Source organism: Streptomyces sp. NPDC053673, from assembly GCF_055585225.1.
This window is the reverse complement of the sequence record NZ_JBVJKN010000005.1, coordinates 44894-70450: the sequence shown is the minus strand read 5'-3', so window position 1 is coordinate 70450 and position 25557 is coordinate 44894. Positions and strand designations below refer to the sequence as shown.

The following is a 25557-nucleotide window of genomic DNA, read 5'->3' as shown; positions in this document are numbered from 1 at the left end:
CGGGTACGCTGAGGGAACCGCCTTCAGCACCACACCACCGGGAGTGCCAGTGGCACGCGTCGTAGTCGACGTCATGCTCAAGCCGGAGATCCTCGACCCGCAGGGGCAGGCGGTGCAGCGCGCACTGCCCCGCCTGGGCTTCGAGGGGATCGCGGACGTACGTCAGGGAAAGCGCTTCGAACTCGAGGTGGAGGGGCCGGTCGACGACGCCGCCCTCGCCCGCATCCACGAGATGGCCGAAACGTTCCTCGCCAACACCGTCATCGAGGACTTCGTCGTAAAGGTGGAGTCGTGACCTCTCGTATCGGAGTCGTCACTTTCCCCGGGACGCTCGACGACCGGGACACACTGCGCGCCGTCCGTATCGCGGGCGCCGAGCCGGTCTCGCTGTGGCACCGGGACAAGGACCTCAAGCAGGTCGACGCGGTGGTCCTGCCGGGCGGCTTCTCCTACGGCGACTATCTGCGGGCCGGAGCGATCTCCCGCTTCTCGCCGGTGATGGAGACGATCATCGACCAGGCGAAGGCCGGAATGCCGGTTCTCGGCATCTGCAACGGCTTCCAGGTGCTCACCGAGACGCACCTGCTGCCCGGTGCGATGCTCAGGAACAACCATCTGCACTTCATCTGCCGCGACCAGACGCTCCGCGTGGAGAACGCGGACACCGCCTGGACGGCCGACTACGAAGCGGGCCAGGAGATCTCCGTCCCGCTCAAGAACATCGACGGACGTTACGTCGCCGACGAGCGCGTCCTCGACGAGCTGGAGGCCGAGGGCCGGGTCGCGTTCCGCTACGTCGGCATGAACCCGAACGGCTCACTGCGCGACATCGCGGGCATCACCAACGCCGCCGGCAATGTCGTCGGCCTGATGCCGCACCCCGAGCACGCCGTGGAGCCGCTCATCGGGACCGGCCGCACCGACGGCCTCGGATTCTTCACCTCGATCCTGAAGAAGCTGGTCAGCCCATGAGCGACGCACGCGCGGCCGCCGGGCCGCACACGAAGACGAAAGCCGCGCCTCTGCGCCGCGCGGGCGGAGAAGCGATTGAAGGGTGCGCAGCCTCATGACTCTCGACACCGTCAAGCACGCGAGCGACACCCCTGACGTCGAGCAGCCCTGGAAGGAGCTCGGACTCAAGCAGGACGAGTACGAGCGCATCCGCGAGATCCTCGACCGCCGCCCGACCGGCGCCGAGCTCGCCATGTACTCCGTCATGTGGTCCGAGCACTGCTCGTACAAGAGCAGCAAGGTCCATCTGAGGCAGTTCGGCGAGAAGGCTCCCGAGAACGACGCCCTGCTCGTCGGCATCGGCGAGAACGCGGGCGTCGTGGACGTCGGTCAGGGGTACGCGGTCACCTTCAAGGTCGAGTCGCACAATCACCCCAGCTACATCGAGCCCTACCAGGGCGCGGCCACCGGTGTCGGCGGCATCGTCCGCGACATCCTGGCGATGGGCGCCCGTCCGGTCGCCGTCATGGACCCGCTGCGCTTCGGCGCCGCCGACCACCCCGACACCAAGCGTGTCCTGCCGGGTGTCGTCGCGGGCATCGGTGGCTACGGCAACTGCCTGGGCCTGCCGAACATCGGCGGCGAGGTCGTCTTCGACTCCTGCTACCAGGGCAACCCGCTGGTCAACGCTCTGTGCGTGGGCGTCATGAAGCACGAGGACATCCACCTTGCGAAGGCGTCCGGCGCCGGTAACAAGGTGATCCTGTACGGCGCCCGCACCGGCGGCGACGGCATCGGCGGTGTCTCGGTGCTCGCCTCGGAGACCTTCGAGTCGACCGGCCCGGCCAAGCGCCCCGCCGTCCAGGTCGGCGACCCCTTCCAGGAGAAGCTCCTCATCGAGTGCACCCTGGAGATCTTCAAGGAGAAGCTGGTCGCCGGCATCCAGGACCTCGGCGGCGCCGGACTCTCCTGCGCCACGAGTGAGCTGGCGAGCGCCGGCTCCGGCGGTATGCGGGTCGAGCTCGACACCGTGCCGCTGCGCGACGCGACCCTCTCGCCCGAGGAGATCCTCATGAGCGAGTCGCAGGAGCGCATGTGCGCGATCGTCGAGCCGCAGTACGTCGACCGCTTCATGGAGATCTGCGAGAAGTGGGACGTCATCGCCACCGTCATCGGTGAGGTGACGGACGGCGAGCGCCTGGAGATCTTCTGGCACGGCGAGCAGATCGTGGACGTACCGCCGCGGACCGTCGCGCACGAGGGCCCGGTGTACCAGCGTCCGTACGCGCGCCCCGAGTGGCAGGACGCGCTGCAGGCCGACGACGCGGGTGCGCTGCCCCGCCCGGCGACCTCCGGGGAACTGCGTGAGCAGGTCCTGAAGCTGGTCGCTTCGCCGAACCAGGCCTCGAAGGCGTGGATCACGGACCAGTACGACCGTTTCGTGCAGGGCAACACCGTCCTCGCCCAGCCCGAGGACTCGGGCATGGTCCGGATCGACCCCGAGACCAACCTCGGTGTCGCGGTCGCGACGGACGGCAACGGCCGGTACGCGAAGCTCGACCCGTACACGGGTGCGCAGCTCGCGCTGGCGGAGGCGTACCGCAATGTCGCCGCCTCGGGAGCGAAGCCGCTCGCGATCTCGGACTGCCTGAACTTCGGCTCGCCCGAGGACCCGGCCGTCATGTGGCAGTTCGCCGAGGCCACCCGCGGTCTCGCGGACGGCTGCCTGCAGCTCGGCACGCCGGTGACCGGCGGCAATGTCTCGCTCTACAACCAGACGGGTGAGACGGCGATCCATCCGACCCCGGTCGTGGCGGTGCTCGGTGTGATCGACGACGTCACGCGCCGTACGCCGATCGCCTTCAAGGAAGAGGGCCAGCTCCTCTATCTGCTGGGCGAGACGCGCGAGGAGTTCGGCGGCTCAGCGTGGTCCCAGGTGGTTCACGACCACCTCGGCGGTCTGCCGCCGAAGGTCGACCTGGACCGGGAGAAGCTGCTCGCCGAGATCCTGATCTCGGCTTCCCGCGACGGCATGATCGACGCGGCGCACGACCTGTCGGACGGCGGTCTGATCCAGGCGGTCACCGAGTCGTGCCTGCGCGGCGGCAGGGGCGCGCGGCTGGTCGTCCCGGACGGTCTCGACGCGTTCACCTTCCTGTTCAGCGAGTCGGCGGGCCGTGCGGTCGTCGCCGTCCCGCGCAGCGAGGAGCTCCGTTTCACCGACATGTGCGGTGCGCGGGGTCTGCCCGCCACGAGGATCGGTGTGGTCGACGGGGACGCGGTGGAGGTGCAGGGCGAGTTCGGCATCGAGCTGAGCGAGCTGCGTACCGCGCATGAGGAGACCATTCCGGCTCTGCTCGTCTGAGCCGCCCAGGGAGCGTCTTCGACGTCCCGTCCGCCCGCACGTGCAGACGGGACCTTGAAGACACGACGCAGGACAGCAGCCCCCGTCCGGACGGTCCGCCGCCCGGACGGGGGCTTTGTCGTCCCGCTCGCCTACTCCGGCATGCCCCAGAAGGCGTCCAGCTCGTCGATGTCCTGAACGCACTCGTCGATGTCGGACATCTTGCCTCCGACGATGGTGAACCACAGGCCGCCCCGGAGCTCGATCCCGCGGTCCCCACGCTCTGCGAAGATCTTGTGGACGGACATGGCATGCCCGCGCCCGTCCGGGAAGACACCGTCGAGCTCGACGCGCAGGCTGCCGCCGGAGAGCTCGCTGAGCCGGCCGTACAGGGCCAGGACGTTGTCCCGACCCTTGTGGTGCCCGGAGATCTGGCTGCTCCCGGGCATGTGATGGATGCAGTCCGACGTCATCAGGGAGCCCAGGGTGTCCATGTCGCCCTTGTTGAACGCCTCGTACCCCCGGCGGACCAGGGCGCTGTCGGGGTGTTCTGTCATGGCTGATTCACACCTCTCGTGCCTGTGTTTCCGCTGTTCGCGCTGCTTCTCATCTTCCGCCGGGTCCCGGACCCCTGCCACGTGGAAGCGATTAACCTCGGCTCATGCCCCCGGCCAAGAAGCGCACCCGCAGCTATGACTCCGCCAAGATCCGGGCCGCCGTGCTCGCGCAGTTCGGGCATGTACGGGAGGCAGTGGGGACGTTGACTCCCGAGCAGCTCGCCCTGCCGACCCGGCTGGGTCCGTGGACCGTCCGCGAGCTGGCCGCACACTTCACCTTGGCCGTGCACGCCGTCGTCCGGGGCCTGGAACAGCCGGAACCGGCCACGCTGGAAGTCGCGCTGATGGACTGGCCGTTCACGACGGCCGAACGAGCCGGCTCGATCGACGACGACACCCGCGCGATCGCCGACGGGGCCGAGGACCTCGACGCACTGTACGAGCGGACGGCCGCGGCCGTCACCGACGCGCTGTCGCGGGCATCCGACGACCGGCTGATCCAGACCCGTACGGGCGCGATGCGCCTCGGCGACTACCTGGTCACGCGCACCGTCGAACTCGTCGTCCACACCGACGACCTGAACGCCGCGGCCGGCCTCGACGTCCCGTACGAGCGGCAGGCACTCGCCGCCTGTGTGCGCCTGCTCGCGGACACACTCGCCGTGAAGGCGCCGGGCAGATCGGTGGAGGTGCGGATTCCGCCGTACGCCGTGGTCCAGTGCGTCGAAGGGCCGCGGCACACACGCGGCACGCCGCCCAATGTCGTCGAGACCGACCCGCTGACGTGGATCCGTCTCGCGACGGGGCGTACGGAGTGGAGCGAGGCACTGGACGCAGTCAAGATCAGTGCGAGTGGTGAGCGGTCCGACATCTCGGCGCTGTTGCCGTTGATGGGCTGACGGCTCGGCGGCTCGGCGGCCCGGCGGACCGACGCCCGGGGGCAGGCGTCCCGGGGCAAGGCGGCGGTCCGGGGGAACCGGAGTCCCGCCCGCCCCGTCACACCGACATGCGTACTCAGCTGATCGTTCCCGCCGCGGCCGCCCTGACCGCTGTCCTCACGCTCACCGCCTGTGGCACGGAGACGGTCTCCGGAAAGGGCGCCGGTGACAGCGCGGGGGGCTCCGTACAGCCGGCGTCGCGCGTGACCGGCGTGCACTGGACCGTCGACAGCGTGACCGTCGGCGGGAAGCGGACGGCGGCCCCGGCCGGTGCCCATGTCGAGTTCGACACCAAGGGCGGGCAGAAGGGGCGGGCCACGGGCAACTACGGCTGCAACCACTTCGGCGCCGACGTCACCATCGAGGGCGACACGATCACGGTCGTGCCGGGCGAGACGACCGAGATGGGCTGCCCGAAGGAGACCGAGGGCTTCGAGTCCGCCCTGAGCGCCGCCTTCTCCGGCAAGCTCAAGGCGAAGCTGTCGGACAAGAACCTCACGCTGACCACCGCGAAGGGTGACTCCATCGCCATGACCGCGCAGGCCGAGGCGCCGCTCGTCGGCACCAAGTGGAACGTCACGTCCCTGCTCACGGGCGAGACCGCGTCCTCGCTGCCGGCCGGCACGGAGGACAAGGCGTACCTGGTCTTCGGCAAGGACGGTTCCGTACACGGCAGCCTCGGCTGCAACACCTTCCACGCCGACGCGAAGGTGTCCGGGCAGACGATCACCTTCGGCCGCCTGGCCGGCACCCGCAGGATGTGCCCGGGTCCCGAGATGACGGTGGAGCAGGCGGTGTCCGAGGTCCTGCGCGGCAAGGTGACGTACGAGCTGAGGCACCGCGGCCTGTCCCTCACCGCGGAGAGCGGCAAGGGACTGGCGGCGACGGCGGCCTGATCAGGTACGCGTCAATTGCGTGCGGCGTTGCGCGCGAGGGCGCGTGAACCTGTCAACGAGCGTCCCGGGGGGTGGGGGCGGCCGCATCGGCGGTGCGGAGAGTGATGTGCGGCACGCGTCCACGGGCCGCTACTCACCCGTACGACCCGCCAAAGGCTCTATTCCGCGGCTTTTGTGCGAACATCCGACCCCGTCAACCCCGGCTCCGGCTCCGTCCCCAATTCGGACCAGTGGTCGATCTCGCCTACACTCGGAGCCGTGCCACGTGGTGACGGACGACTCAACCACGACCTGCTCCCCGGCGAAAAGGGCCCCCAGGACGCTTGCGGCGTCTTCGGTGTCTGGGCTCCGGGCGAAGAGGTCGCAAAGCTCACGTACTTCGGGCTCTATGCCCTCCAACACCGGGGCCAGGAATCCGCGGGTATCGCGGTCAGCAACGGCTCCCAGATCCTCGTCTTCAAGGACATGGGCCTTGTGTCCCAGGTCTTCGACGAGACCTCCCTCGGTTCCCTCCAGGGTCATATCGCGGTCGGTCACGCCCGCTACTCGACCACCGGAGCCTCCGTGTGGGAGAACGCGCAGCCGACCTTCCGGGCCACCGCCCACGGTTCGATCGCGCTCGGCCACAACGGCAACCTGGTCAACACGGCCCAGCTCGCCGAAATGGTCGCCGACCTGCCCCGCAAGGACGGCCGCGCCACTCAGGTCGCCGCCACCAACGACACCGACCTCGTCACCGCCCTGCTCGCCGGGCAGACGGACGACGACGGCAAGCCGCTGACCATCGAGGAAGCGGCCGCCAAGGTCCTGCCCAAGGTCAAGGGCGCCTTCTCGCTCGTCTTCATGGACGAGCACACGCTGTACGCCGCCCGCGACCCGCAGGGCATCCGCCCCCTGGTCCTCGGCCGGCTGGAGCGTGGCTGGGTGGTCGCCTCCGAGACCGCCGCCCTCGACATCTGTGGCGCGAGCTTCGTCCGCGAGATCGAGCCGGGCGAGCTCATCGCGATCGACGAGAACGGACTCCGGACCTCCCGCTTCGCAGACGCGAAGCCCAAGGGCTGTGTCTTCGAGTACGTCTACCTCGCCCGCCCCGACACCGACATCGCCGGCCGCAACGTCTACCTGTCCCGGGTGGAGATGGGCCGCAGGCTCGCGAAGGAAGCGCCCGCCGAGGCCGACCTCGTCATAGCGACACCGGAGTCCGGCACCCCGGCCGCCATCGGCTACGCGGAGGCCTCCGGGATCCCGTACGGCGCGGGACTGGTCAAGAACGCCTATGTGGGCCGGACCTTCATCCAGCCCTCGCAGACCATCCGCCAGCTCGGCATCCGCCTCAAGCTGAACCCGCTCAAGGAAGTCATCAAGGGCAAGCGGCTGGTGGTCGTGGACGACTCGATCGTCCGCGGCAACACCCAGCGCGCGCTGGTCCGGATGCTCCGCGAGGCCGGCGCCGCCGAGGTCCACATCCGGATCTCGTCCCCGCCGGTCAAGTGGCCGTGCTTCTTCGGCATCGACTTCGCGACCCGCGCCGAGCTCATCGCCAACGGCATGACCATCGATGAGATCGGCACCTCGCTGGGCGCCGACTCGCTCTCGTACATCTCCATCGACGGCATGATCGAGGCGACCACCATCGCCAAGCCGAACCTGTGCCGCGCCTGCTTCGACGGCGAGTACCCGATGGAGCTGCCCGACCCCGAGCTGCTGGGCAAGCAGCTTCTGGAGACCGAGCTGGCGGGCGGCGCCGACGCCGCCGACGCCCTCCGTCGTCCGTAATCAAGCCCCGTCATTCCAACCGAAAGATCCCAGGCAATGTCTGAGACAGGTGCTTCCTACGCGGCCGCGGGCGTCGACATCGAGGCGGGCGACCGCGCCGTCGAGCTGATGAAGGAGTGGGTGAAGAAGACGCAGCGCGCCGAAGTCGCGGGCCTCGGCGGCCTCGGCGGCTTCGCCGGCCTCTTCGACGCCTCCGCCCTCAAGCGCTACGAGCGCCCGCTGCTCGCCTCCGCCACGGACGGCGTCGGCACGAAGGTCGATCTCGCCCGCCAGATGGGCGTCTACGACACGATCGGCCACGACCTCGTCGCGATGGTCATGGACGACATCGTCGTCTGTGGCGCCGAGCCGCTCTTCATGACCGACTACATCTGCGTCGGCAAGGTCCACCCGGAGCGCGTCGCCGCGATCGTCAAGGGCATCGCCGAGGGCTGTGTGCTCGCCGGCACGGCCCTCGTCGGCGGCGAGACCGCCGAGCACCCCGGCCTGCTGGGTCCGGACGACTTCGATGTCGCGGGCGCCGGTACGGGCGTCGTGGAGGCCGACCGGCTGCTGGGCGCGGACCGTATCCGTACGGGGGACGCGGTCATCGCCATGGCGTCCTCCGGCCTTCACTCGAACGGGTACTCGCTCGTTCGCCACGTGGTCTTCGACCGGGCCGGCTGGGCGCTGGACCGGGACGTCCCGGAGTTCGGCCGCACCCTCGGCGAGGAGCTGCTGGAGCCCACCAAGATCTACTCGCTTGACTGCCTCGCGCTGACCCGGACCACCGAGGTGCACGCTTTCAGCCACGTCACCGGCGGCGGGCTCGCGGCGAACCTGGCCCGCGTCGTCCCCGACAGCCTGCACGCGGTGGTCGACCGGTCCACGTGGGCCCCGGGCGCGGTCTTCGATCTCGTCGGGAAGGCCGGCCAGGTCGAGCAGCTGGAGCTGGAGAAGACCCTCAACATGGGCGTCGGCATGATCGCCGTCGTGCCGTCCGAGTCGGTCGACGTGGCGCTGACGACTCTCGCGGACCGCGGCGTCGACGCCTGGGTCGCGGGCGAGATCACCGAGCGCGGCGAGCACACCACGGGCGCGGCCCTGGTGAACACGTACGCGAGCTAGTGCCGTGGCCGGAAAGGTCCACCGGCTCGCGACGCCCTGCACGGCACCTCGCTGCGTTGTCGCGCCACCCAAGTACATCCAGTACGAGGGCGATGCTCCGCCTTGCGATGCGTCCCCTCGGCCCTCCGGGGCTGGGGAGACCCCATGCGCCGGACGCCGCGAGCTTCCCGGCAAATCTTTCCGGCCACGGCACTGGGACAGGTCGCGAGCTGAACAGCACAGAACCCGGTCCGAGGCCTGAGCCCCGGACCGGGTCTGAAGTGAGCAGGTGCAGGCGTCAAGCGCCGCGACGCTGCGACGACGGATCGGACTCGTCGTCCTCTTCCTCGTCGTCGTTGTACATCTCCGCGTAGCGGGCGTACGGGTCGTCTTCCTCGTCGTCGTCCTCGAACGGCTCGCCGTTCGGCGGCTGACTCGAAATCGGACTCGAAGTCGATGCGCCCAGCTCGTTGGCCAGACGCGACAGGTCAGTCCCGCCGCTGTTGTACTTCAGCTGGCGGGCGACCTTCGTCTGCTTGGCCTTGGCCCGGCCGCGCCCCATGGCTCGACCCCCTCGGTGACGGGGCTCGACGGCCCCAGAGTCTTGACACGCGTTCATGGTTCGGAGCGGGCTCTCCTTGGAGAGACCGTGTCCGTAGGGCTTCAACGGTACCTGCTTCCGCGGCCATACGGTACGCCGCCCGCATCACGTGCCACCTCGCAGGACCGGCAAGGCGCCCCGTCCTCGCTGGTCAACCGCGATTTTAACCTCTTCTTGGCGGGCGGCTCGCCGACCGGCGTGAGTCTTGTCTCCCCGGTCGGCGAGGACCACCCGAGAGGTGCTATCGGTGACGCGCCTCCGCCATGCGCTGCTCGGCGATACGGTCCGCCGCCGCGGCCGGCGGAATGCCGTCCGCGTTCGCACGTGCGAATATCGCCAGCGTGGTGTCGAAGATCTTCGACGCCTTCGCCTTGCACCGGTCGAAGTCGAAGCCGTGCAGCTCGTCGGCGACCTGGATCACCCCGCCCGCGTTCACGACGTAGTCGGGCGCGTAGAGGATGTGGCGGTCGGCGAGGTCCTTCTCGACGCCCGGGTGTGCGAGCTGGTTGTTGGCCGCGCCGCACACCACCTTCGCGGTCAGTACGGGCACGCTCTCGTCGTTCAGCGCACCGCCGAGCGCGCACGGCGCGTAGATGTCCAGGCCTTCCGTGCGGATCAGCGCATCCGTGTCCGCGACCACTGTGACCTGCGGGAACTTATCGGTGATCCGGCGTACCGACTCCTCGCGGACGTCCGTGATGACGACCTCGGCGCCGTCCTGGAGCAGGTGCTCGACCAGGTAGTGCCCGACCTTGCCGACGCCCGCGACACCGACCTTGCGGCCGCGCAGCGTCGGGTCGCCCCACGCATGCTGGGCGGAGGCCCGCATGCCCTGGAAGACGCCGTACGCGGTGAGCACCGACGAGTCGCCGGCGCCGCCGTTCTCGGGAGAGCGTCCGGTGGTCCACCGGCACTCGCGCGCCACCACGTCCATGTCGGCGACATACGTGCCGACGTCGCAGGCCGTGACGTAGCGGCCGCCGAGCGAGGCCACGAAGCGGCCGTACGCCAGCAGCAGGTCCTCCGTCTTGATCCGCTCCGGGTCTCCGATGATCACGGCTTTGCCACCGCCGTGGTCGAGGCCGGCCATGGCGTTCTTGTACGACATCCCCCGGGAGAGGTTCAGCGCGTCGGCGACGGCGGCTTCCTCGGAGGCGTACGGGTAGAAGCGGGTGCCGCCGAGGGCCGGGCCCAGGGCGGTCGAGTGGATGGCGATGACGGCCTTCAGGCCTGTGGCACGGTCCTGGCACAGCACGACTTGCTCATGTCCGCCCTGGTCCGAGTGGAACAGGGTGTGCAGGACGCCGTCAGTCACATCGGTCACGGTGGTGACTCCCAAGTACGAAGCGGCGATTTGGGGCCCTCCTGCGGGTGGGGAGGGACCTGATGGGCAAGAGAGTAAGTCCTACGCAGGGGTAGATCGGTGCCAGTGCTCAGGATCACCCCCTCCCGGAGTACGCGCATGGAAGGATTCGGGGCATGCCGGCCGTCACTTCTGTGCTCGTCCCGTACGCGTCCTACCTGCGCGTGTACGAGCCACTGGCGGCTTTCCCCGAGCCGGAGCGCAGCCACTGGACCCGCTACGCCCGGCGCGACCGCACCCCCACCGCCCAGGACGAACTCCGACGTTCGCTGGTGGACTTGCTGCCCACGCCGCCCGTGCCCGTGCCGGTCCACGAGAGCGCCGACGCCTTCGTCACGGAGGTCGACGGGGTGGTCTGCGTCTGCCCCTGGCGCACGCGGCTGCGGGGCTGGCTGGCCCTGGAGGAGCTCGCGGAGCTGCTCCCGTCACCGGTGCTGGACGCGGTGCTGCCACCGGTGGTGCGCGGGCAGGCGGCCGCGGACTACGAGGCCTGGCGTGACCGGAACCCGGACGCGCGGCCGTGGATCAGGACGGCGGTGTGGCAGGTGCCGGTGCGCTGGTTCACCCTCTTCGCGGACGACGAGCGCGAGTACGACCCGGGGGAGGTGCCCGGCGAGCCGCCCGTGCTGCGCTACCGGACGCCGATGGTGCAGGCCAGGCGCAGGCTGGCGCGCGCACTGAAGACGCTGAAGGAGTCGGTCGACGAGGGCCCGCTGGTGGAGGGCCTGGTAGATGTGGGGCGGTGGCTGGAGGAATTCCACCCGCGCTCACTGGTCGAACTCGACTACGGCGGTCTCGTCCACGCCCTGTCTCCGGCGCAGCTCGCCGAGGACCACTCGGCGGCGGATGTGGCCGAGGGGATCGCGGCGCTGCGGGCCGGCGACGGCGAGGGTGTCGGCGAGGCGTACGGGCGGCTGATGGAGCGTTGGCGCGCGGTCCGGGACCGGCAGTTCGCGAACTGACGCCGCCGTGGCCGGAGGCCGAACAGGGCGCGTCCGGGACGTAGGTACCTATCCGGGCCTTTGGCTCAAGCGTGACGGACAGCACTAAGCAGTGTCTTGCGCCCATCGCCCGCCCTCGTGCCAAAATAGGACAAGGAGTCCGGGGAGGGTTCCTTCCGCCTACCTAAGGGCGGAAATCTCGGCATTGCACTCTATGGGGGGTCTGATGACTCCTGATCGCTCTGTGACTGATCGTCACTGTGACGTGACTGTCCGTTATGGCATGGTCCATCGGCTTCCGCCGCGGATGAACACCTGAGAGGGCAATTCCATCGGTTTGGCCGACGTGGCTGGACAGATGGTGTAGTTGTAGTGCCGAGGACAAGCCGTTCGTCCTATAACCGACTCGGCCCGCGTCCGCCATTTCGGGCAACGTGGGTCAAGGTGCAGAATTTAGAGGAAAGAACCGAGAAGGTTCGGTTCTCCCGAGGAGGCCGCTCATGACCGCTCGCACCCCTGATGCCGAGCCGCTGCTGACCCCGGCTGAGGTTGCCACGATGTTCCGCGTGGACCCGAAGACGGTCACCCGTTGGGCCAAGGCAGGCAAGCTCACGTCCATCCGCACGCTCGGTGGACACCGCCGGTACCGCGAGGCAGAGGTCCGCGCACTGCTTGCGGGTATTCCGCAGCAGCGCAGCGAGGCCTGACACCCCCGATTAAGGGCATCGCCGGACCCCCAATCCGGCAGCCCAACAGAGAGCTCGACACGGCGGGCGCCTGCCCCAACAGGATTCGTCGTCGATCGCGCTGGACTCCGCCGGGTCCAGCGCGATCTTTTTATGCCCTGGGAACTGGGGCCGGCGGACCCTTCGGGGCTGCTCAGAGGGGGGTGCGGGAAGGGTGTGAGGGGAGTGCAATTGCACGCATTAAATTGTTTGGTTGTAGGGAGGGTGTAAGTTCACCCGTTTCCGAAACTCGTCCGGTGACTCCCGTCACACGACTGCGGTCTTGCCAATTCGAGCCTGCCACTGAGAAAGGGCCGACGGTGCGGCAAAGGTCAGGGATGGTCGGGACCTTCGTCCTTGGTGACCGTCCGCTGCTCAGGCTCCGCGGGGGCGGTCTCCGGCCGGACGGTCTCGGTGAGGGCGGTCTCCGGCAGGGCGGTCGCCGGCCGGGCGGCCTCGGGCAGGAGCATCTCGCAGGGGGCGGCCTCGGAGGGGTCCATCGCGAGGCGCAGCAGTCGATGGCACACCGGACACTGCCGGGTGAGGTGCCGATAGCCGGAGACGGCCGCCAGATGGGCGCGCAGCAGCGCCCGGGTCTCATGCCTCGCTGTGGATGCCGCCATGCGCCACCTCCGCGGTCGGGGGCCCCGTAACCCCTGTCATGACTGGGTACCGGCGGCACATGACTCCAGTCAATACGTCAGAAGGCCCGCACCATCCGGTGCGGGCCTTCCATTCACTGCGGTCCTGACGGGATTTGAACCCGCGGCCTCCACCTTGACAGGGTGGCGAGCACTCCAAACTGCTCCACAGGACCAGGTTTCGCAGCTCAGTACTTCCTTGGCTGCGAGAGAGACTGTACAGCAGGTCAGCGGGTCCGGTCGAACTCACTCAAGGCAACGGCCGCGTCACGGCGCCGCCGCGTCGATCGCCTTGATGATGCGCTTGTCGGAGACGGGCTGCGACGTACCCAGGGCGTGGGCGAAGTAGCTGACGCGCAGCTCCTCGATCATCCAGCGGATGTCCAGCACCTCCTGCGGCACCGGCCGCCCCTTGGGCATCTGCTCCAGCAGCCAGGCGTACTCGTCCTGCATCTCGTGGACCTTCTCCATGCGCGTCGTGTCGCGCTGGACGCCCGTCGGCATCTGCTGGAGCCGGCGGTCCACCGCGACCAGATAGCGCATCAGGTCGGGCAGCCGCCGCAGGCCCGTCTTCGTCACGAAGCCGGCCGGCACGAGGGCCGCGAGCTGCTCCCTCACGTCCTGGACGTTGTTGACCAGGGCCAGGCTGTTCGTGGCCTTCAGACGGCGCTCACAGGCCTGCCAGGCGGCCAGGATCTGCTGGACCTGGTCCACCGTCCGCACGGTCGCGTCCACAAGGTCCGCGCGGACCTTGTCGTACAGCTTCCGGAACGATTCCTCATCCCAGGCGGGACCGCCGTGGTCGGCGATCAGCTTGTCCGCCGCGGCCGTCGCGCAGTCGTCGAAGAGTGCCTGGACCGAGCCGTGGGGATTGCGGGAGAGAGCGAGCTTCTGCTGGTTCGTCAGCCGCTCGGAGGCGAACTTCGCCGGGTTCACCGGGATGTTCAGCATGATCAGCCGACGGGTGCCCTGCCACATCGCCAGGGCCTGCTCGGCCTCGGTGTCGAAGAGACGCACGGAGATGGTCTCGCCGGCGTCCACGAGGGCCGGGAAGGCCTTGACCGGCTGTCCGGCCCTGCGGGTCTCGAAGACGCGGGAGAGCGTGCCGATCGTCCAGTCCTTCAGGCCCGTCCGCTCGATCGCGTCGCCGCCCGCGCGCTCGGCGGTGGCCGCGGCGGCCTTGGAGAGGGCCTGGCGGGCCTTGGGCTTCAGGGCGAGCCTGAGGGTCTCCAGATCCTTGTCCTCGGCGAGCTTGCGGCGCCGCTCGTCAACGATCCGGAACGTGATCTTCAGATGGTCCGGGACCCTCGCGAGATCGAAGTCGTCGCCCGTGACCGGCACACCGACCATGCGCTGCAGCTCACGCGCCAGCGTGACCGGGAGCGGCTCCTGCAGCGGCACGGCACGCTCCAGGAAGGCCTTCGCGTAGTTCGGCGCGGGCACGTAATGGCGGCGGATCGGCTTGGGCAGGGAACGGATCAGCTCCGTGACGACCTCTTCGCGCAGACCGGGGATCTGCCAGTCGAAGCCCTCGTCCGTGACCTGGTTGAGCACCTGGAGCGGGATGTGGACGGTGACGCCGTCGGCGTCCGCGCCCGGCTCGAACTGGTACGTGACGCGGAAGGTGAGCCGCCCCTGCCGCCACGAGTCCGGGTAGTCGTCCTTCGTGACCGCCCCGGCCTTCTCGTTGATGAGCATCTCGCGCTCGAAGTCGAGGAGCTCGGGCTGCTCGCGGCGCTTGTGCTTCCACCAGGAGTCGAAGTGCGCGCCGGACACGACGTGCTCCGGCACCCGCTGGTCGTAGAAGTCGAACAGCGTCTCGTCGTCCACGAGGATGTCGCGGCGCCGGGCGCGGTGCTCCAACTCCTCGACCTCGGTGAGGAGTCTGCGGTTGTCGGCGAAGAACTTGTGGTGCGTACGCCAGTCGCCCTCGACCAGCGCGTTGCGGATGAACAGCTCGCGGCTCGCCTCCGGGTCGATCCGTCCGTAGTTCACCTTGCGCTGGGCGATGATCGGGACGCCGTACAGCGTGACCTTCTCGTACGCCATCACCGCCGCCTGGTCCTTCTCCCAGTGCGGCTCGCTGTAGGTCCGCTTGACCAGATGCTGGGCGAGCGGCTCGATCCACTCGGGCTCGATCTTCGCGTTGACCCGGGCCCAGAGGCGGGACGTCTCCACCAGCTCGGCGGACATGATGAAGCGCGGGGGCTTCTTGAAGAGGGCGGATCCGGGGAAGACGGCGAACTTGGCGCTGCGGGCGCCCAGGTACTCGTTCTTCGCCGTGTTTCTTCCGCCCTCCCCCCCGGCGTCCTTGATGTCCTTCATCCCGATGTGGGAGAGGAGGCCGGCGAGAAGCGAGACGTGGACGGACTGCTCGGGCGCGGCAGCACCCGCCGAAGGCTCCTCCAGATGGAGCCCCATCTGCTTGGCGACCGTACGCAGCTGCGAGTAGATGTCCTGCCACTCGCGGATCCGCAGGAAGTTCAGATACTCCTGCTTGCACATCCGGCGGAAGCTGGAGGAGCCGCGCTCCTTCTGCTGCTCGCGGACGTACCGCCAGAGGTTGAGGAAGGCGAGGAAGTCGCTCGTCTCGTCCTTGAACCGGGCGTGCTGCTGGTCGGCCTGCGCCTGCTTGTCGGCGGGCCGCTCGCGCGGGTCCTGGATGGAGAGCGCGGCCGCGATGACCATGACCTCGCGGACACAGCCGTTCTTGTCGGCCTCGATGACCATCCGGGCCAGACGCGGGTCGACGGGCAGCTGCGCGAGCTTGCGGCCCATCTGCGTGAGCCGCTTCTTCGGATCCTTCTGTGCGGGGTCCAGCGCGTGCAGCTCCTGCAGGAGCTGCACACCGTCGCGGATGTTGCGGTGGTCCGGCGGGTCGATGAAGGGGAACTTCTCGATGTCGCCGAGGCCGGCGGCGGTCATCTGGAGGATGACGGACGCCAGGTTCGTACGGAGGATCTCCGCGTCCGTGAACTCCGGGCGGGACAGGAAGTCGTCCTCGGAGTAGAGCCGGATGCAGATGCCGTCGGACGTACGGCCGCAGCGGCCCTTGCGCTGGTTGGCGCTGGCCTGGCTGATGGCCTCGATGGGCAGCCGCTGCACCTTGGTGCGGTGGCTGTAGCGGGAGATACGGGCGGTGCCGGGGTCGATGACGTACTTGATGCCGGGGACGGTCAGGGACGTCTCGGCGACGTTCGTCGCGAGGACGATACGGCGGCCGGTGTGCGGCTGGAACACGCGGTGCTGCTCGGCGTGCGAGAGCCGGGCGTAGAGGGGGAGGACCTCGGTGCTGCGGAGGTTCTTCTTGTTGAGCGCGTCCGCGGTGTCGCGGATCTCGCGCTCGCCGGAGAGGAAGACCAAGACGTCGCCGGGGCCCTCGGACCGGAGCTCGTCGACGGCGTCGCAGATCGCGGTGATCTGGTCGCGGTCGGACTCGTCGCCGTCCTCCTCCAGGAGGGGCCGGTAGCGGACCTCGACGGGATACGTACGCCCGCTGACCTCGACGATCGGCGCGTCGTCGAAGTGGCGGGAGAATCGCTCCGGATCGATCGTCGCGGAGGTGATGACGATCTTGAGGTCGGGCCGCTTCGGGAGCAGCTGGGCCAGATAGCCGAGCAGGAAGTCGATGTTGAGGGACCGCTCGTGGGCCTCGTCGATGATGATCGTGTCGTACGCGCGCAGCTCGCGGTCCGTCTGGATCTCCGCGAGCAGGATGCCGTCCGTCATGAGCTTGACGAAGGTCTCGTCCTGGTTCACCTGGTCGGTGAAGCGGACCTTCCAGCCGACCGCCTCGCCGAGCGGGGTGCGCAGCTCCTCGGCGACCCGCTCGGCGACCGTGCGCGCGGCGATCCTGCGCGGCTGGGTGTGCCCGATCATGCCGCGCACGCCCCGGCCGAGCTCCAGGCAGATCTTGGGGATCTGCGTCGTCTTGCCGGAGCCGGTCTCGCCCGCGACGATCACGACCTGGTGGTCCCGTATCGCCTCCAGGATGTCGTTCTTCTTCTGACTGACCGGGAGCTGCTCGGGGTAGGTGACCTCGGGCACCAGTGCCGCGCGCTCGGCGATTCGGGCTGCGGCCTTCGTGGCCTCGGCAGCGATCTCGTCCAGCACGGCCTGCCGGGCCTCGGGCTTACGGATACGGCGGGTGCCTTCGAGGCGCCGCCCGAGCCGGTGCGCGTCGCGCAGCGAGATCTCGGCCAGCTGCTTCTGGAGATCGGCGAAGGAAGTAGACATACGGAACCCAGGATCGCACCCGCGCGAGCGGAGTGGCGAACCCATTTACGGAGCGGGTCGCTCCGTGGCGGTGGCCTCGGGGACGACGAGCGGGTGGCCCGTACGATGGCGAGCGCGTCGACGACCAGGAGGATCACCGCTCATGCCCAGTGCAGGCAGCCCGTGGCGCCGCGCTTTCGCGGTCGTCGCAGCGCTGTCGGTGGTGCTGTGCGGGGTGCTTCTGGGGGCGGGGGCGACGAGTGGTCATGTCCAGGCGACGCGTGGTCATGTCCCGGCCCGTACGTCCGTGGCCGATGCCCGTACGTCCGTGGCCGACGCCCCCACATCCGCGTCCGCTGCCCGCACGTCCGTGGTGGTGGTGGCGGTCCCGGCCGGTGACGACGGGCAGGCGCCCGGCTGCGGCGAAGGCTCCCGGGACGACGGCGGGCTGAGCCCCGCCACGCCACCGCGGGGGTCTTCCTCGTACGAGCTGCTGCCTGCTCTGCAGACCGCCGCCCACGGCGCGACCGGCTGCTGGGCCGTCGACGAGGCCGTGCTCGCCGTCGCACCGGAGCGCGGGCCACCGCCCGTCGCCGCGCCGAGCCCGATAGATCTCTCCGTCCTGCGCGTGTAGGCGGCGCACAACCATGCCCCGCCCACCCGTTCGCGTCCCGGAGAGAAACCACACAGCCATGCCCACTTCCCGTAGCCGTACCCACACCCGAACCCACACCCGAACCCGTACCGGCATCGCTACCGGGTCCCGTAAGCCGTTGAAGCCGGTCGCGATCGGCGCCGGAGTCGTCGCCGCCGCGGTCGTGCTCGGCTTCGTCTCGTACACCGCCACCAGGCCGGACGAGTCCAGGAGCGGCGGCACGGTCGCGGAGGCGTCCGCCGGCCCGGAGGGGGTCTACCCCGAGCTGGAGAAGCTCGCCCGGCGCGACGCCAGGGACCCCCTCGCGATGGGCCGCGCCGACGCGCCCGTCGTGCTGGTCGAGTACGCCGACTTCAAGTGCGGCTACTGCGGGAAGTTCGCCCGCGACACCGAGCCGGCGCTGGTGAAGCAGTACGTCGACAAGGGCACCCTGCGCATCGAATGGCGCAACTTCCCGATCTTCGGCGAGGAGTCGGAGGCCGCGGCGCGCGCCGCGTGGGCCGCCGGGCAGCAGGGCCGCTTCTGGCAGTTCCACGAGTCCGCGTACGCCGAGGGCGCGAAGGAGAAGGGCTTCGGCGAGCAGCGGTTGAAGGAGCTCGCCCAGCAGGCCGGCGTGCGGGACCTGGCCCGCTTCACGCGCGACGCGGACAGCGAGGCGGCGCGGCAGGCGGTGGCGAAGGACCAGGAGGAGGGGTACGGACTGGGCGCGACGTCCACGCCCTCGTTCCTGATCAACGGCCGCCCGATCGCGGGCGCCCAGCCGCCGGAGACCTTCACCGACGCGATCGAGGCGGCGCTGAAGGCTGCCGGGACGGCCACGGGCCCGCAGGCGAGTGCGCCCGCGGGCGCGGAGGCGGAGAGGGACACGGGGAAGGATGTCGGCAACGACGCCGGGAAGGGCGCCGGCAACGACGCCGGGCAGACCCGCCGGCCGGACGCCGGGAAGACCGTTGGCCCGGACGCCGGGAAGGCCGGAGCCGAGTGACCGACATCGGATACCTCGCCGCCTTCCTGGGCGGTCTGCTCGCCCTGCTCAGTCCGTGCAGCGCCCTCCTCCTCCCGGCGTTCTTCGCGTACTCCATCGACACCGCGACCAGGCTCGTGGCCCGTACCGGCATCTTCTACGCGGGCCTGGCGACGACCCTGGTCCCGCTGGGGGCGGCCGGTTCCTTCGCCGGGCGGCTCTTCTACGGCCACCGCGATCTGCTGGTCACCGCCGGCGGCTGGCTGATCATCGCGCTCGGCGTCGCCCAGATCGTGGGCCTGGGCTTCGCCTCCCGCCGCCTCGCCCGGCTCAGCGGCCGCATCCGCCCCTCGACCGCGGTCTCCGTGTACGCGCTCGGCATGGTCTACGGACTGGCCGGCTTCTGCGCCGGCCCGATCCTCGGCAGCGTCCTCACGGTGGCGGCCCTCAGCGCAAGCCCCGCCTACGGGGGTCTCCTCCTCGCCGTCTACGCCCTCGGCATGGCCGTGCCGCTCTTCGTCCTCGCCCTGCTCTGGGAGCGCTACGAACTGGGCACGCGCAAGTGGCTGCGCGGCCGCACCCTCCGCATCGCGGGGCGCTTCGAACTGCACACGACGTCCGTCCTGTCCGGCCTGTTCTTCATCGCTCTGGGAGCGCTCTTCCTCGCCTTCGACGGGACGACGGCCCTGCCCGGCATCCTGTCGGTCGACGACTCCTTCGCCGTGGAGCAGTGGGCGTCCGCCGCGGGCCGCGCGATCCCGGACTGGGCCGTGCTGACCCTGGTGGTGGCGATCACGGCGACCGTCCTTGCGGTGCGGGGCCGGCGGCGGCGAGAACGGGTGTGACGACGCGCTGTACGAAGCAGGGCCCCGTCCGGGTGGACGGGGCCCTGGCCAGGGCAGGCTGAGCGAATACCGCGTCGCCCCCTGCCCCGGAAGCACTCACCGGAACACGACGAAGGCCCCGATCCAGAGGATCGGGGCCTTCGGGGCGGTGGCTGGGGCCGGGGTCGAACCGGCGACCTTCCGCTTTTCAGGCGGACGCTCGTACCAACTGAGCTACCCAGCCACGCGATCTGCGAGAGATCGCAGCGGTCCTGACGGGATTTGAACCCGCGGCCTCCACCTTGACAGGGTGGCGAGCACTCCAAACTGCTCCACAGGACCAAGCTTTGTGCGAGCACCAGTCTCGCACAGGGTGATGCGTGCCCCCAACGGGATTCGAACCCGTGCTACCGCCTTGAAAGGGCGGCGTCCTGGGCCACTAGACGATGAGGGCTAAGGGCCCACCTGGGCGCTTCGCAGCGCGTCGGGGACGTGAGAAGCATATGGGATGCAGGGAGCTATCGCCAAAACGGTTTCTAAGAGCCTTGCGGAGACGCGGTCGAAGGGGGTGGGGACGGCGGGGCCCCCGGGGCCGGTTCCGTGGCCAGATGGCGGCTGACCTCGGCTGTCGTGAGGCCCAGGCCGCCCAGGGTGATCTCGTCCCAGGCCTGCAGGGTGCGGGAGGTCCGGTCGAGGTAGAGGACGGAGGCGCGGACCTTCTCCGGCTCCTCGTTCTGGACCGCGCGCAGGCCGCCGCCGCCCGTGGAGCCCTCGATCTTGAGGCGGGTGCCGAGCGGGAGCAGCTCGGTCTCGCGGTGGTGGACGTGGCCCGCGAGGGCGAGCGGGACCTCGCCGTCGGTCTCGCGGGCGGCGACGGGGTTGTGGGCGACCGCGATGTCGACGGGGCTGCCGGCGCGGCGCTGGTCGCGAAGGGCTGAGGCGAGGCGGATGCCGGCCATGCGTTCGGCGGGGTCGCCCGCGGCCACCGTGGAGCGGTCCGGGGTGAACTGGGGATCACCGGTCCCGGCCACGCGCAGGCCTGCGACCGTGACCGCCCGGCCCTCGTCGAGGACGTGGACGTGCTTGAGACGCTGGAGATAGCGCTGGGTGACGATCGAGTCGTGGTTGCCGCGGACCCAGATGTAGGGCGCGCCGAGGTCCGGGATCGGGTCGAGGAAGGCGTTCTCGGCAGCGGTGCCGTGGTCCATCGTGTCGCCCGAGTCGATGATGAGGTCGATCTCGTACTGCTCCACCAGCGAGCCGATGATGTGCCATGCGGCCGGGTTGAGATGGATGTCGGAGACGTGCAGGACGCGCATGGTGCCGGGGTCCGGCTGGTAGACGGGGAGCGTGGAGGTCGCTTCGTACAGCTTGGTGACGTTGGTGACCAGGCGCGCCAATTCCTTCTGGTAGACGTCGAATTCGGTGACGATCGAGCGGGCGTTGCCGACGACCGACGGGGCGCTGCTGAGGAGGCCGGAGAATTTCGGTTCGAGGACGGACTTCGGATTCCAGGTGGCGTACGCGCTGATGCCGGAGGCCGCCAGGAGCGCGAGCGCGAGGCCGCCGGCGGCGAGGGCGCGGCGCGGGCGGCGGTAGACCGCGAGGCCGAGGGCGGTGGCCCCGGAGACGACGGCGACACAGGAGCGAACGGCCAGGTCGCGGGTGCCGTCCGTGACGTCCTGGGCGACCTCCTCCTGCAGGCCGGCGAGGCGCTCGGGGTGCTCGACGAGGGCCTGCGAGCGGACCGGGTCGAGCCGGTCGACGTCCACGTCGAGGCGGATGGGGGCGACGTGGGAGTCCAGCTCGAGGGCGCCGAGCGGGGAGACATTGATCTTCGTGCCGCCGGACAGCGACGGGCGCAGCGTCATGCTCGTGTCCATCGGCCCCACCGGCGTACGGACACTGCCGACGATCAGCAGACCCAGCCAGGCCCCCAGCAGCACGACCGCGACCAGCCCGAGCGCACGGGTGAAGGGGTGCGGCGTGTGGACGAGGGTGCTGGTGGGGTTTGTGCGGTGCGAGCGGTAGCGGCGCGGGAGACCGGTCAGGGTGGCACGGAGCCGTTCACGAGCGCGGACCATTGATCCCGTATGCCCATGTACGGGCTCGGCCATGCCCGCTGCCCTCGTACGGGCTCGGCCATGCCCGCGCCCGGGGGCGCATGTGCGTGACAATGGCCAGGTGCTGGAGATGACGCGCGAGGAGTTCGAGGAACTGGTCGCCGAGGCGCTGGACAGGATCCCGCCGGAGCTGACGCGGCTGATGGACAACGTCGCGGTGTTCGTCGAGGACGAACCGCCCGCCGACGATCCCGAGCTGCTCGGGCTCTACGAGGGGACTCCGCTGACCGACCGCGGTGAGTGGTACGCGGGCGTGCTGCCCGACAGGATCACGATCTACCGGGGTCCGACGCTCAGGATCTGCGAGACCCGCGAGGACGTGGTCGAGGAGACCGAGATCACCGTGGTGCACGAGATCGCCCATCACTTCGGGATCGACGACGAGCGGCTGCACGCCCTGGGTTACGGATGAGCGGGCACCCCCGTCCTCCCTCCTCTCGCGGCCTGCGCTCGGAGCCGATCGATCCGGATGCCGACCTTCATGTGCCCGCCCAGCGCGCGGAGACCGCGGGGGCCGGGAAGTGGAAGGTTCTCGCCGCGATTTCGGTGGGCGGGGCGATCGGGGCGTCCGCTCGGTACGGGGTGTCGCTGGCCTGGCCGTCGCACTGGGCGACGTTCGTCGTCAACGTCGTGGGGTCCGGGCTCATCGGCGTACTGATGGTGCTGGTGAGCGAGCGTGGTGTGGTCACGCGTCCGCTCGCACGGCCGTTCCTCGGGGTCGGGGTGCTGGGCGGCTTCACCACCTTCTCGACCTACGCCCTCGACTTCGCCGAGCTGCTGGAGCGTCAGCAGGCGGGCACCGCCCTGGCGTACGCCGCCGCGACGCTCGTGGGGGCGCTGGGCGCGGTGTGGCTGGGGGCCTCGGTGACGCGCCGCGTGGTGACGCGCCGGATGGTGGGTCCGTGAACTGGGTCCTGGTGATCGCGGGTGCGGCGGTGGGTGCCCCGCTGCGGTATCTGATGGACCGTGAGGTCCAGTCGCGGCACGACTCGGTGTTCCCGTGGGGGACGCTCGTGGTGAACGCGTCGGGGAGCTTGGTGCTGGGGGTGCTGGCCGGCGCTTCGGTCGCGTCGGGAACGTACGCACTGCTCGGCACCGGTCTGTGCGGGGCCCTGACCACGTACTCGACCTTCTCGTACGAGACGCTCCGGCTGGCCGAGGGCGGCCGGACGTTCCTGGCGGCGGCGAATGTGGCCGCGTCTCTTCTGGTGGGACTGGGCGCGGTGGTGCTGGGGGCGGATATGGCGGGAGGTTTGGGACAGTAACGGCCCTGTGGTGGGCGTGTCCTGTGGCGGGCGTGTCCCTCGTGGGGCTAAGGGAGTTGGGCAGGGAAACCCGCGTCCCGTGCCCCGGAGGTCCCACCCGTGCGCCAGTTGACCGCCCCCGGCCGTTGTGCCGTATGGATCGCCACCGCCCTGGTGGCCGCGGCCTCCGCAGGCTGCATGAGTGTGAGCGACGACGGCGGCAGGTCGGCGCCCTCGAAGTCCCCGCACCCCCGGGGCGCCGCGGCGGAGCCGGACGGCGGGGGCGCGGCACCCGGCGGTGCCGGTGGGCACGGCCGTGCGGGCATGGGTGGGGCCTCGCCCTCCGGCTCGGCCGGGGCCGAGGGCGAAATCAAGGGCGCGGAGGTGAGCCCGGGCACGCCCGAGGCACCGTCCGGCCGCCCTCCGAAGGGCGGCGCGGGCCGGCCGCCGGCCGAGCCGCAGCAGCCCACCCCACCTCCGGGCGAGCCGACGCCGCCCGTGGACCCCACGCCGCCGGGCGAGTCGACGCCGCCTGCGGATCCGACGCCGCCGAGTCCCGACCCGGACCCCTCCGAGGAGCCGACCGACCCGCCGTCCGCGTCGCCGGCGGCCGACACGCAGATGGGTGCGATGCGGGAGGCCGAGGACGACGGGGAGGAGATGTGGGCGGAGCCGGAGGCGTCGCCGCAGATGAGCCCGGCGTGATCAGCACGTGATCAGCGCGCGATCAGCAGCAGGGGTGCGCACGGGTGAGTGTCAGGGATGGGTGTCACGGGTGAGTGTGACGAGCGCCGCAGTGAGGCGGTTTGCCTTCGGTGGGTTGGGGTGCGTATGGTGGTAGATCGTTTGATCCCATTGCCCGGCGCCGACACAGAAGCGCGCCGCGTGGCGCGTACTCTCCCTAGCCGTGGCTGACCGCATTGAGGCGGTCGAATTGCGAATTCACGGAGTTTGGGCGCGTGCCGAGACTCCGGAAGGTTTCGCATTTCGCATGTCCATTTCCAGTTCTGATCGTGCCGTCCTGCCCGAGAACGACGAGATCGTCGAGATCGTCGAGAACGCAGAGCTCGTCGAGGCCGTCCTCGAGGCGGTCGAGACCGACGCCATCGACGACACGACCGCCGGGGCCGAGGCCTCCGCGGCTCCCGCCGCCCCCGAGGTGACCTTCGCCGACCTCGGCCTCCCCGAGGGCGTCGTCCGCAAGCTCGCCCAGAACGGTGTCACCGTCCCGTTCCCGATCCAGGCCGCGACCATCCCGGACGCCCTGGCCGGCAAGGACATCCTCGGCCGTGGCCGTACCGGCTCCGGCAAGACCCTCTCCTTCGGTCTGCCGACCCTGGCCACGCTGGCCGGCGGCCACACCGAGAAGAAGAAGCCCCGCGCCGTCATCCTCACCCCGACCCGTGAGCTCGCGATGCAGGTCGCGGACGCGCTCCAGCCGTACGGCGACGTCCTCGGTCTGAAGATCAAGGTCGTCTGCGGCGGTACGTCCATGGGCAACCAGATCTACGCGCTCGAGCGCGGCGTCGACATCCTCGTCGCCACCCCGGGCCGACTGCGCGACATCATCAACCGTGGCGCCTGCTCCCTGGAGAACGTCCAGGTCGCGGTCCTCGACGAGGCCGACCAGATGTCCGACCTGGGCTTCCTGCCCGAGGTCACGGAGCTGCTCGACCAGGTGCCCGAGGGCGGCCAGCGCATGCTCTTCTCCGCCACCATGGAGAACGAGATCGGCACGCTGGTCAAGCGCTACCTGAACAACCCGGTCAGCCACGAGGTCGACAGCGCCCAGGGCAACGTCACGACCATGTCGCACCACGTCCTCGTCGTGAAGCCGAAGGACAAGGCGCCGGTCACGGCCGCGATCGCCGCGCGCAAGGGCCGCACGATCATCTTCGTTCGTACGCAGCTAGGCGCCGACCGTATCGCCGAGCAGCTCGTCGAGGCGGGCGTGAAGGCCGACGCGCTGCACGGCGGCATGACGCAGGGTGCCCGTACCCGCGTCCTCGCCGACTTCAAGGACGGCTACGTCAACGCGCTCGTCGCGACCGACGTCGCCGCCCGCGGTATCCACGTCGACGGCATCGACCTGGTCCTGAACGTGGACCCGGCCGGTGACCACAAGGACTACCTGCACCGTTCCGGCCGTACCGCCCGCGCGGGCCAGTCCGGCACGGTCGTCTCGCTGGCGCTTCCGCACCAGCGCCGCCAGATCTTCCGTCTGATGGAGGACGCGGGCGTCGACGCCTCGCGCCACATCGTCGGTGGTGCCGGCGCGTTCGACCCGGAGGTCGCCGAGATCACCGGCGCCCGTTCGCTGACCGAGGTCCAGGCCGACTCCGCGAACAACGCCGCCAAGCAGGCCGAGCGGGAGGTCGCCCAGCTCACCAAGGAGCTGGAGCGCGTCCAGCGCCGCGCCGCCGAGCTCCGCGAGGAGGCCGACCGCCTGGTCGCCCGCGCGGCGCGCGAGCGGGGCGAGGACCCGGAGGCCGCGGTCGCCGAGGTGACGGAGGCGGCCGAGGCCGAGGTCGTGGCTGCGGCCGCCGCCGAGGCTGAGCCGGTACGCGAGACCCGCGAGGAGCGCCCGGCGTACCGCGACGAGCGGGGCAACTACGAGCGTCGCGACCGCGGTGGTGACCGTGGCGGCTTCCAGCGTCGTGACGACCGTCGTGACAACGACCGTGGCGGCTTCCGCCGTGACGACCGTCCGTCG

At 70.0% G+C, this 25557-nt stretch carries 23 protein-coding genes and 4 tRNA genes; 17 read left to right on the top strand and 10 right to left on the bottom strand.

The annotated features are described in order from the left end of the window. Positions 1 to 49: 49 nt before the first annotated feature. The 3 genes from purS to purL all read left to right on the top strand — a co-directional run bounded on the left by purS (position 50) and on the right by purL (position 3316). Complete coding sequence (purS, locus tag ACZ6ZQ_RS09740) at positions 50 to 295, top strand: phosphoribosylformylglycinamidine synthase subunit PurS (RefSeq protein ID WP_266379892.1); 246 nt, start codon at positions 50 to 52, stop codon at positions 293 to 295. Beyond that, positions 292 to 972 carry a phosphoribosylformylglycinamidine synthase subunit PurQ gene (purQ, locus tag ACZ6ZQ_RS09735; RefSeq protein WP_453661278.1) on the top strand — a complete coding sequence of 227 codons (681 nt, stop codon included), beginning with the start codon at positions 292 to 294 and terminating at the stop codon, positions 970 to 972. The genes purS and purQ overlap by 4 nt, the downstream gene beginning before the upstream one ends. 94 nt (positions 973 to 1066) lie before the next feature. Next, the gene (gene purL, locus ACZ6ZQ_RS09730) at positions 1067 to 3316 is read left to right on the top strand and encodes a phosphoribosylformylglycinamidine synthase subunit PurL (protein ID WP_469768018.1); all 2250 of its coding nucleotides are present in this window, start codon (positions 1067 to 1069) and stop codon (positions 3314 to 3316) included. Positions 3317 to 3447: 131 nt separating this feature from the next. On the opposite strand, the gene ACZ6ZQ_RS09725 is transcribed toward purL, so the two are convergent. After that, a complete protein-coding gene (locus ACZ6ZQ_RS09725) occupies positions 3448 to 3852 on the bottom strand; it encodes a nuclear transport factor 2 family protein (RefSeq protein WP_469768017.1) in 405 nt (134 codons plus the stop codon). Between the two features lie 104 nt (positions 3853 to 3956). Here ACZ6ZQ_RS09725 and ACZ6ZQ_RS09720 point away from each other — a divergent pair, with 104 nt between their 5' ends. The 4 genes from ACZ6ZQ_RS09720 to purM all read left to right on the top strand — a co-directional run bounded on the left by ACZ6ZQ_RS09720 (position 3957) and on the right by purM (position 8569). Further along, entirely contained in the window at positions 3957 to 4751 is a 795-nt protein-coding gene (locus ACZ6ZQ_RS09720) for a maleylpyruvate isomerase family mycothiol-dependent enzyme (protein ID WP_469768016.1), read from the top strand. Between the two features lie 107 nt (positions 4752 to 4858). Continuing rightward, positions 4859 to 5686 (top strand): META domain-containing protein, encoded by an 828-nt coding sequence (locus ACZ6ZQ_RS09715; RefSeq protein WP_469768015.1) that lies wholly within the window; start codon positions 4859 to 4861, stop codon positions 5684 to 5686. 258 nt (positions 5687 to 5944) lie between these two features. Beyond that, on the top strand, positions 5945 to 7462 hold the full coding sequence (gene purF / locus ACZ6ZQ_RS09710) for an amidophosphoribosyltransferase (RefSeq protein WP_469768014.1): 1518 nt from the start codon (positions 5945 to 5947) through the stop codon (positions 7460 to 7462). Positions 7463 to 7498: 36 nt separating this feature from the next. After that, positions 7499 to 8569, top strand: coding sequence for a phosphoribosylformylglycinamidine cyclo-ligase (purM, locus tag ACZ6ZQ_RS09705; RefSeq protein ID WP_469768013.1), 1071 nt, complete (start codon positions 7499 to 7501; stop codon positions 8567 to 8569). Between the two features lie 277 nt (positions 8570 to 8846). Here the strand turns inward: purM and ACZ6ZQ_RS09700 are convergent, their stop codons facing one another. Together ACZ6ZQ_RS09700 and ACZ6ZQ_RS09695 are read right to left on the bottom strand one after the other, a co-directional pair. Then, entirely contained in the window at positions 8847 to 9110 is a 264-nt protein-coding gene (locus ACZ6ZQ_RS09700; RefSeq protein WP_469768012.1) for a DUF3073 domain-containing protein, read from the bottom strand. Positions 9111 to 9390: 280 nt separating this feature from the next. Beyond that, positions 9391 to 10473 (bottom strand): Leu/Phe/Val dehydrogenase, encoded by a 1083-nt coding sequence (locus ACZ6ZQ_RS09695; RefSeq protein ID WP_453661292.1) that lies wholly within the window; start codon positions 10471 to 10473, stop codon positions 9391 to 9393. 155 nt (positions 10474 to 10628) lie between these two features. Between ACZ6ZQ_RS09695 and ACZ6ZQ_RS09690 the strand changes: the two genes are divergently transcribed. After that, a complete protein-coding gene (locus ACZ6ZQ_RS09690; protein ID WP_469768011.1) occupies positions 10629 to 11474 on the top strand; it encodes a DUF8083 family protein in 846 nt (281 codons plus the stop codon). A 479-nt stretch (positions 11475 to 11953) separates the two neighbouring features. After that, complete coding sequence (gene bldC / locus ACZ6ZQ_RS09685) at positions 11954 to 12160, top strand: developmental transcriptional regulator BldC (protein ID WP_003949541.1); 207 nt, start codon at positions 11954 to 11956, stop codon at positions 12158 to 12160. Between the two features lie 350 nt (positions 12161 to 12510). Here the strand turns inward: bldC and ACZ6ZQ_RS09680 are convergent, their stop codons facing one another. The 3 genes from ACZ6ZQ_RS09680 to hrpA all read right to left on the bottom strand — a co-directional run bounded on the left by ACZ6ZQ_RS09680 (position 12511) and on the right by hrpA (position 17055). After that, complete coding sequence (locus ACZ6ZQ_RS09680) at positions 12511 to 12801, bottom strand: DUF6274 family protein (protein ID WP_469768010.1); 291 nt, start codon at positions 12799 to 12801, stop codon at positions 12511 to 12513. Positions 12802 to 12920: 119 nt separating this feature from the next. Further along, positions 12921 to 12995: transfer RNA gene (locus tag ACZ6ZQ_RS09675), tRNA-Asp, on the bottom strand. Positions 12996 to 13086: 91 nt separating this feature from the next. Beyond that, positions 13087 to 17055 (bottom strand): ATP-dependent RNA helicase HrpA, encoded by a 3969-nt coding sequence (gene hrpA, locus ACZ6ZQ_RS09670; protein WP_469768009.1) that lies wholly within the window; start codon positions 17053 to 17055, stop codon positions 13087 to 13089. A 142-nt stretch (positions 17056 to 17197) separates the two neighbouring features. Here hrpA and ACZ6ZQ_RS09665 point away from each other — a divergent pair, with 142 nt between their 5' ends. Genes ACZ6ZQ_RS09665 through ACZ6ZQ_RS09655 form a run of 3 tightly spaced genes read left to right on the top strand, consistent with a single transcriptional unit; the run spans position 17198 to position 19498 of the window. Further along, the gene (locus ACZ6ZQ_RS09665; protein ID WP_469768008.1) at positions 17198 to 17668 is read left to right on the top strand and encodes a hypothetical protein; all 471 of its coding nucleotides are present in this window, start codon (positions 17198 to 17200) and stop codon (positions 17666 to 17668) included. Between the two features lie 58 nt (positions 17669 to 17726). Then, positions 17727 to 18674, top strand: a complete 948-nt coding sequence (locus ACZ6ZQ_RS09660) for a DsbA family protein (RefSeq protein WP_469768007.1) — start codon at positions 17727 to 17729, stop codon at positions 18672 to 18674. After that, a complete protein-coding gene (locus tag ACZ6ZQ_RS09655; protein WP_469768006.1) occupies positions 18671 to 19498 on the top strand; it encodes a cytochrome c biogenesis CcdA family protein in 828 nt (275 codons plus the stop codon). Before ACZ6ZQ_RS09660 ends, ACZ6ZQ_RS09655 begins: the two co-directional genes overlap by 4 nt. Before the next feature lie 149 nt (positions 19499 to 19647). On the opposite strand, the gene ACZ6ZQ_RS09650 is transcribed toward ACZ6ZQ_RS09655, so the two are convergent. The 4 genes from ACZ6ZQ_RS09650 to ACZ6ZQ_RS09635 all read right to left on the bottom strand — a co-directional run bounded on the left by ACZ6ZQ_RS09650 (position 19648) and on the right by ACZ6ZQ_RS09635 (position 21561). After that, a tRNA-Phe gene (locus ACZ6ZQ_RS09650) sits at positions 19648 to 19721 on the bottom strand. A 23-nt stretch (positions 19722 to 19744) separates the two neighbouring features. Continuing rightward, a tRNA-Asp gene (locus ACZ6ZQ_RS09645) sits at positions 19745 to 19819 on the bottom strand. 39 nt (positions 19820 to 19858) lie between these two features. Then, a tRNA-Glu gene (locus ACZ6ZQ_RS09640) sits at positions 19859 to 19931 on the bottom strand. Positions 19932 to 20013: 82 nt separating this feature from the next. Next, positions 20014 to 21561 carry a metallophosphoesterase family protein gene (locus tag ACZ6ZQ_RS09635; protein WP_469768005.1) on the bottom strand — a complete coding sequence of 516 codons (1548 nt, stop codon included), beginning with the start codon at positions 21559 to 21561 and terminating at the stop codon, positions 20014 to 20016. A gap of 100 nt (positions 21562 to 21661) precedes the next feature. Here ACZ6ZQ_RS09635 and ACZ6ZQ_RS09630 point away from each other — a divergent pair, with 100 nt between their 5' ends. The 5 genes from ACZ6ZQ_RS09630 to ACZ6ZQ_RS09610 all read left to right on the top strand — a co-directional run. Beyond that, the gene (locus ACZ6ZQ_RS09630; RefSeq protein WP_469768004.1) at positions 21662 to 22012 is read left to right on the top strand and encodes a metallopeptidase family protein; all 351 of its coding nucleotides are present in this window, start codon (positions 21662 to 21664) and stop codon (positions 22010 to 22012) included. Beyond that, positions 22009 to 22506, top strand: coding sequence for a fluoride efflux transporter FluC (locus ACZ6ZQ_RS09625; protein ID WP_469768003.1), 498 nt, complete (start codon positions 22009 to 22011; stop codon positions 22504 to 22506). Before ACZ6ZQ_RS09630 ends, ACZ6ZQ_RS09625 begins: the two co-directional genes overlap by 4 nt. After that, positions 22503 to 22865: a fluoride efflux transporter FluC gene (locus tag ACZ6ZQ_RS09620; protein ID WP_469768002.1), complete on the top strand. Its 363-nt coding sequence runs from the start codon at positions 22503 to 22505 to the stop codon at positions 22863 to 22865. Before ACZ6ZQ_RS09625 ends, ACZ6ZQ_RS09620 begins: the two co-directional genes overlap by 4 nt. Positions 22866 to 22964: 99 nt before the next feature. After that, the gene (locus tag ACZ6ZQ_RS09615) at positions 22965 to 23549 is read left to right on the top strand and encodes a hypothetical protein (RefSeq protein WP_469768001.1); all 585 of its coding nucleotides are present in this window, start codon (positions 22965 to 22967) and stop codon (positions 23547 to 23549) included. Between the two features lie 286 nt (positions 23550 to 23835). Beyond that, the coding region (locus tag ACZ6ZQ_RS09610) for a DEAD/DEAH box helicase (RefSeq protein ID WP_469768000.1) at positions 23836 to 25557 on the top strand (1722 nt) is incomplete at its 3' end.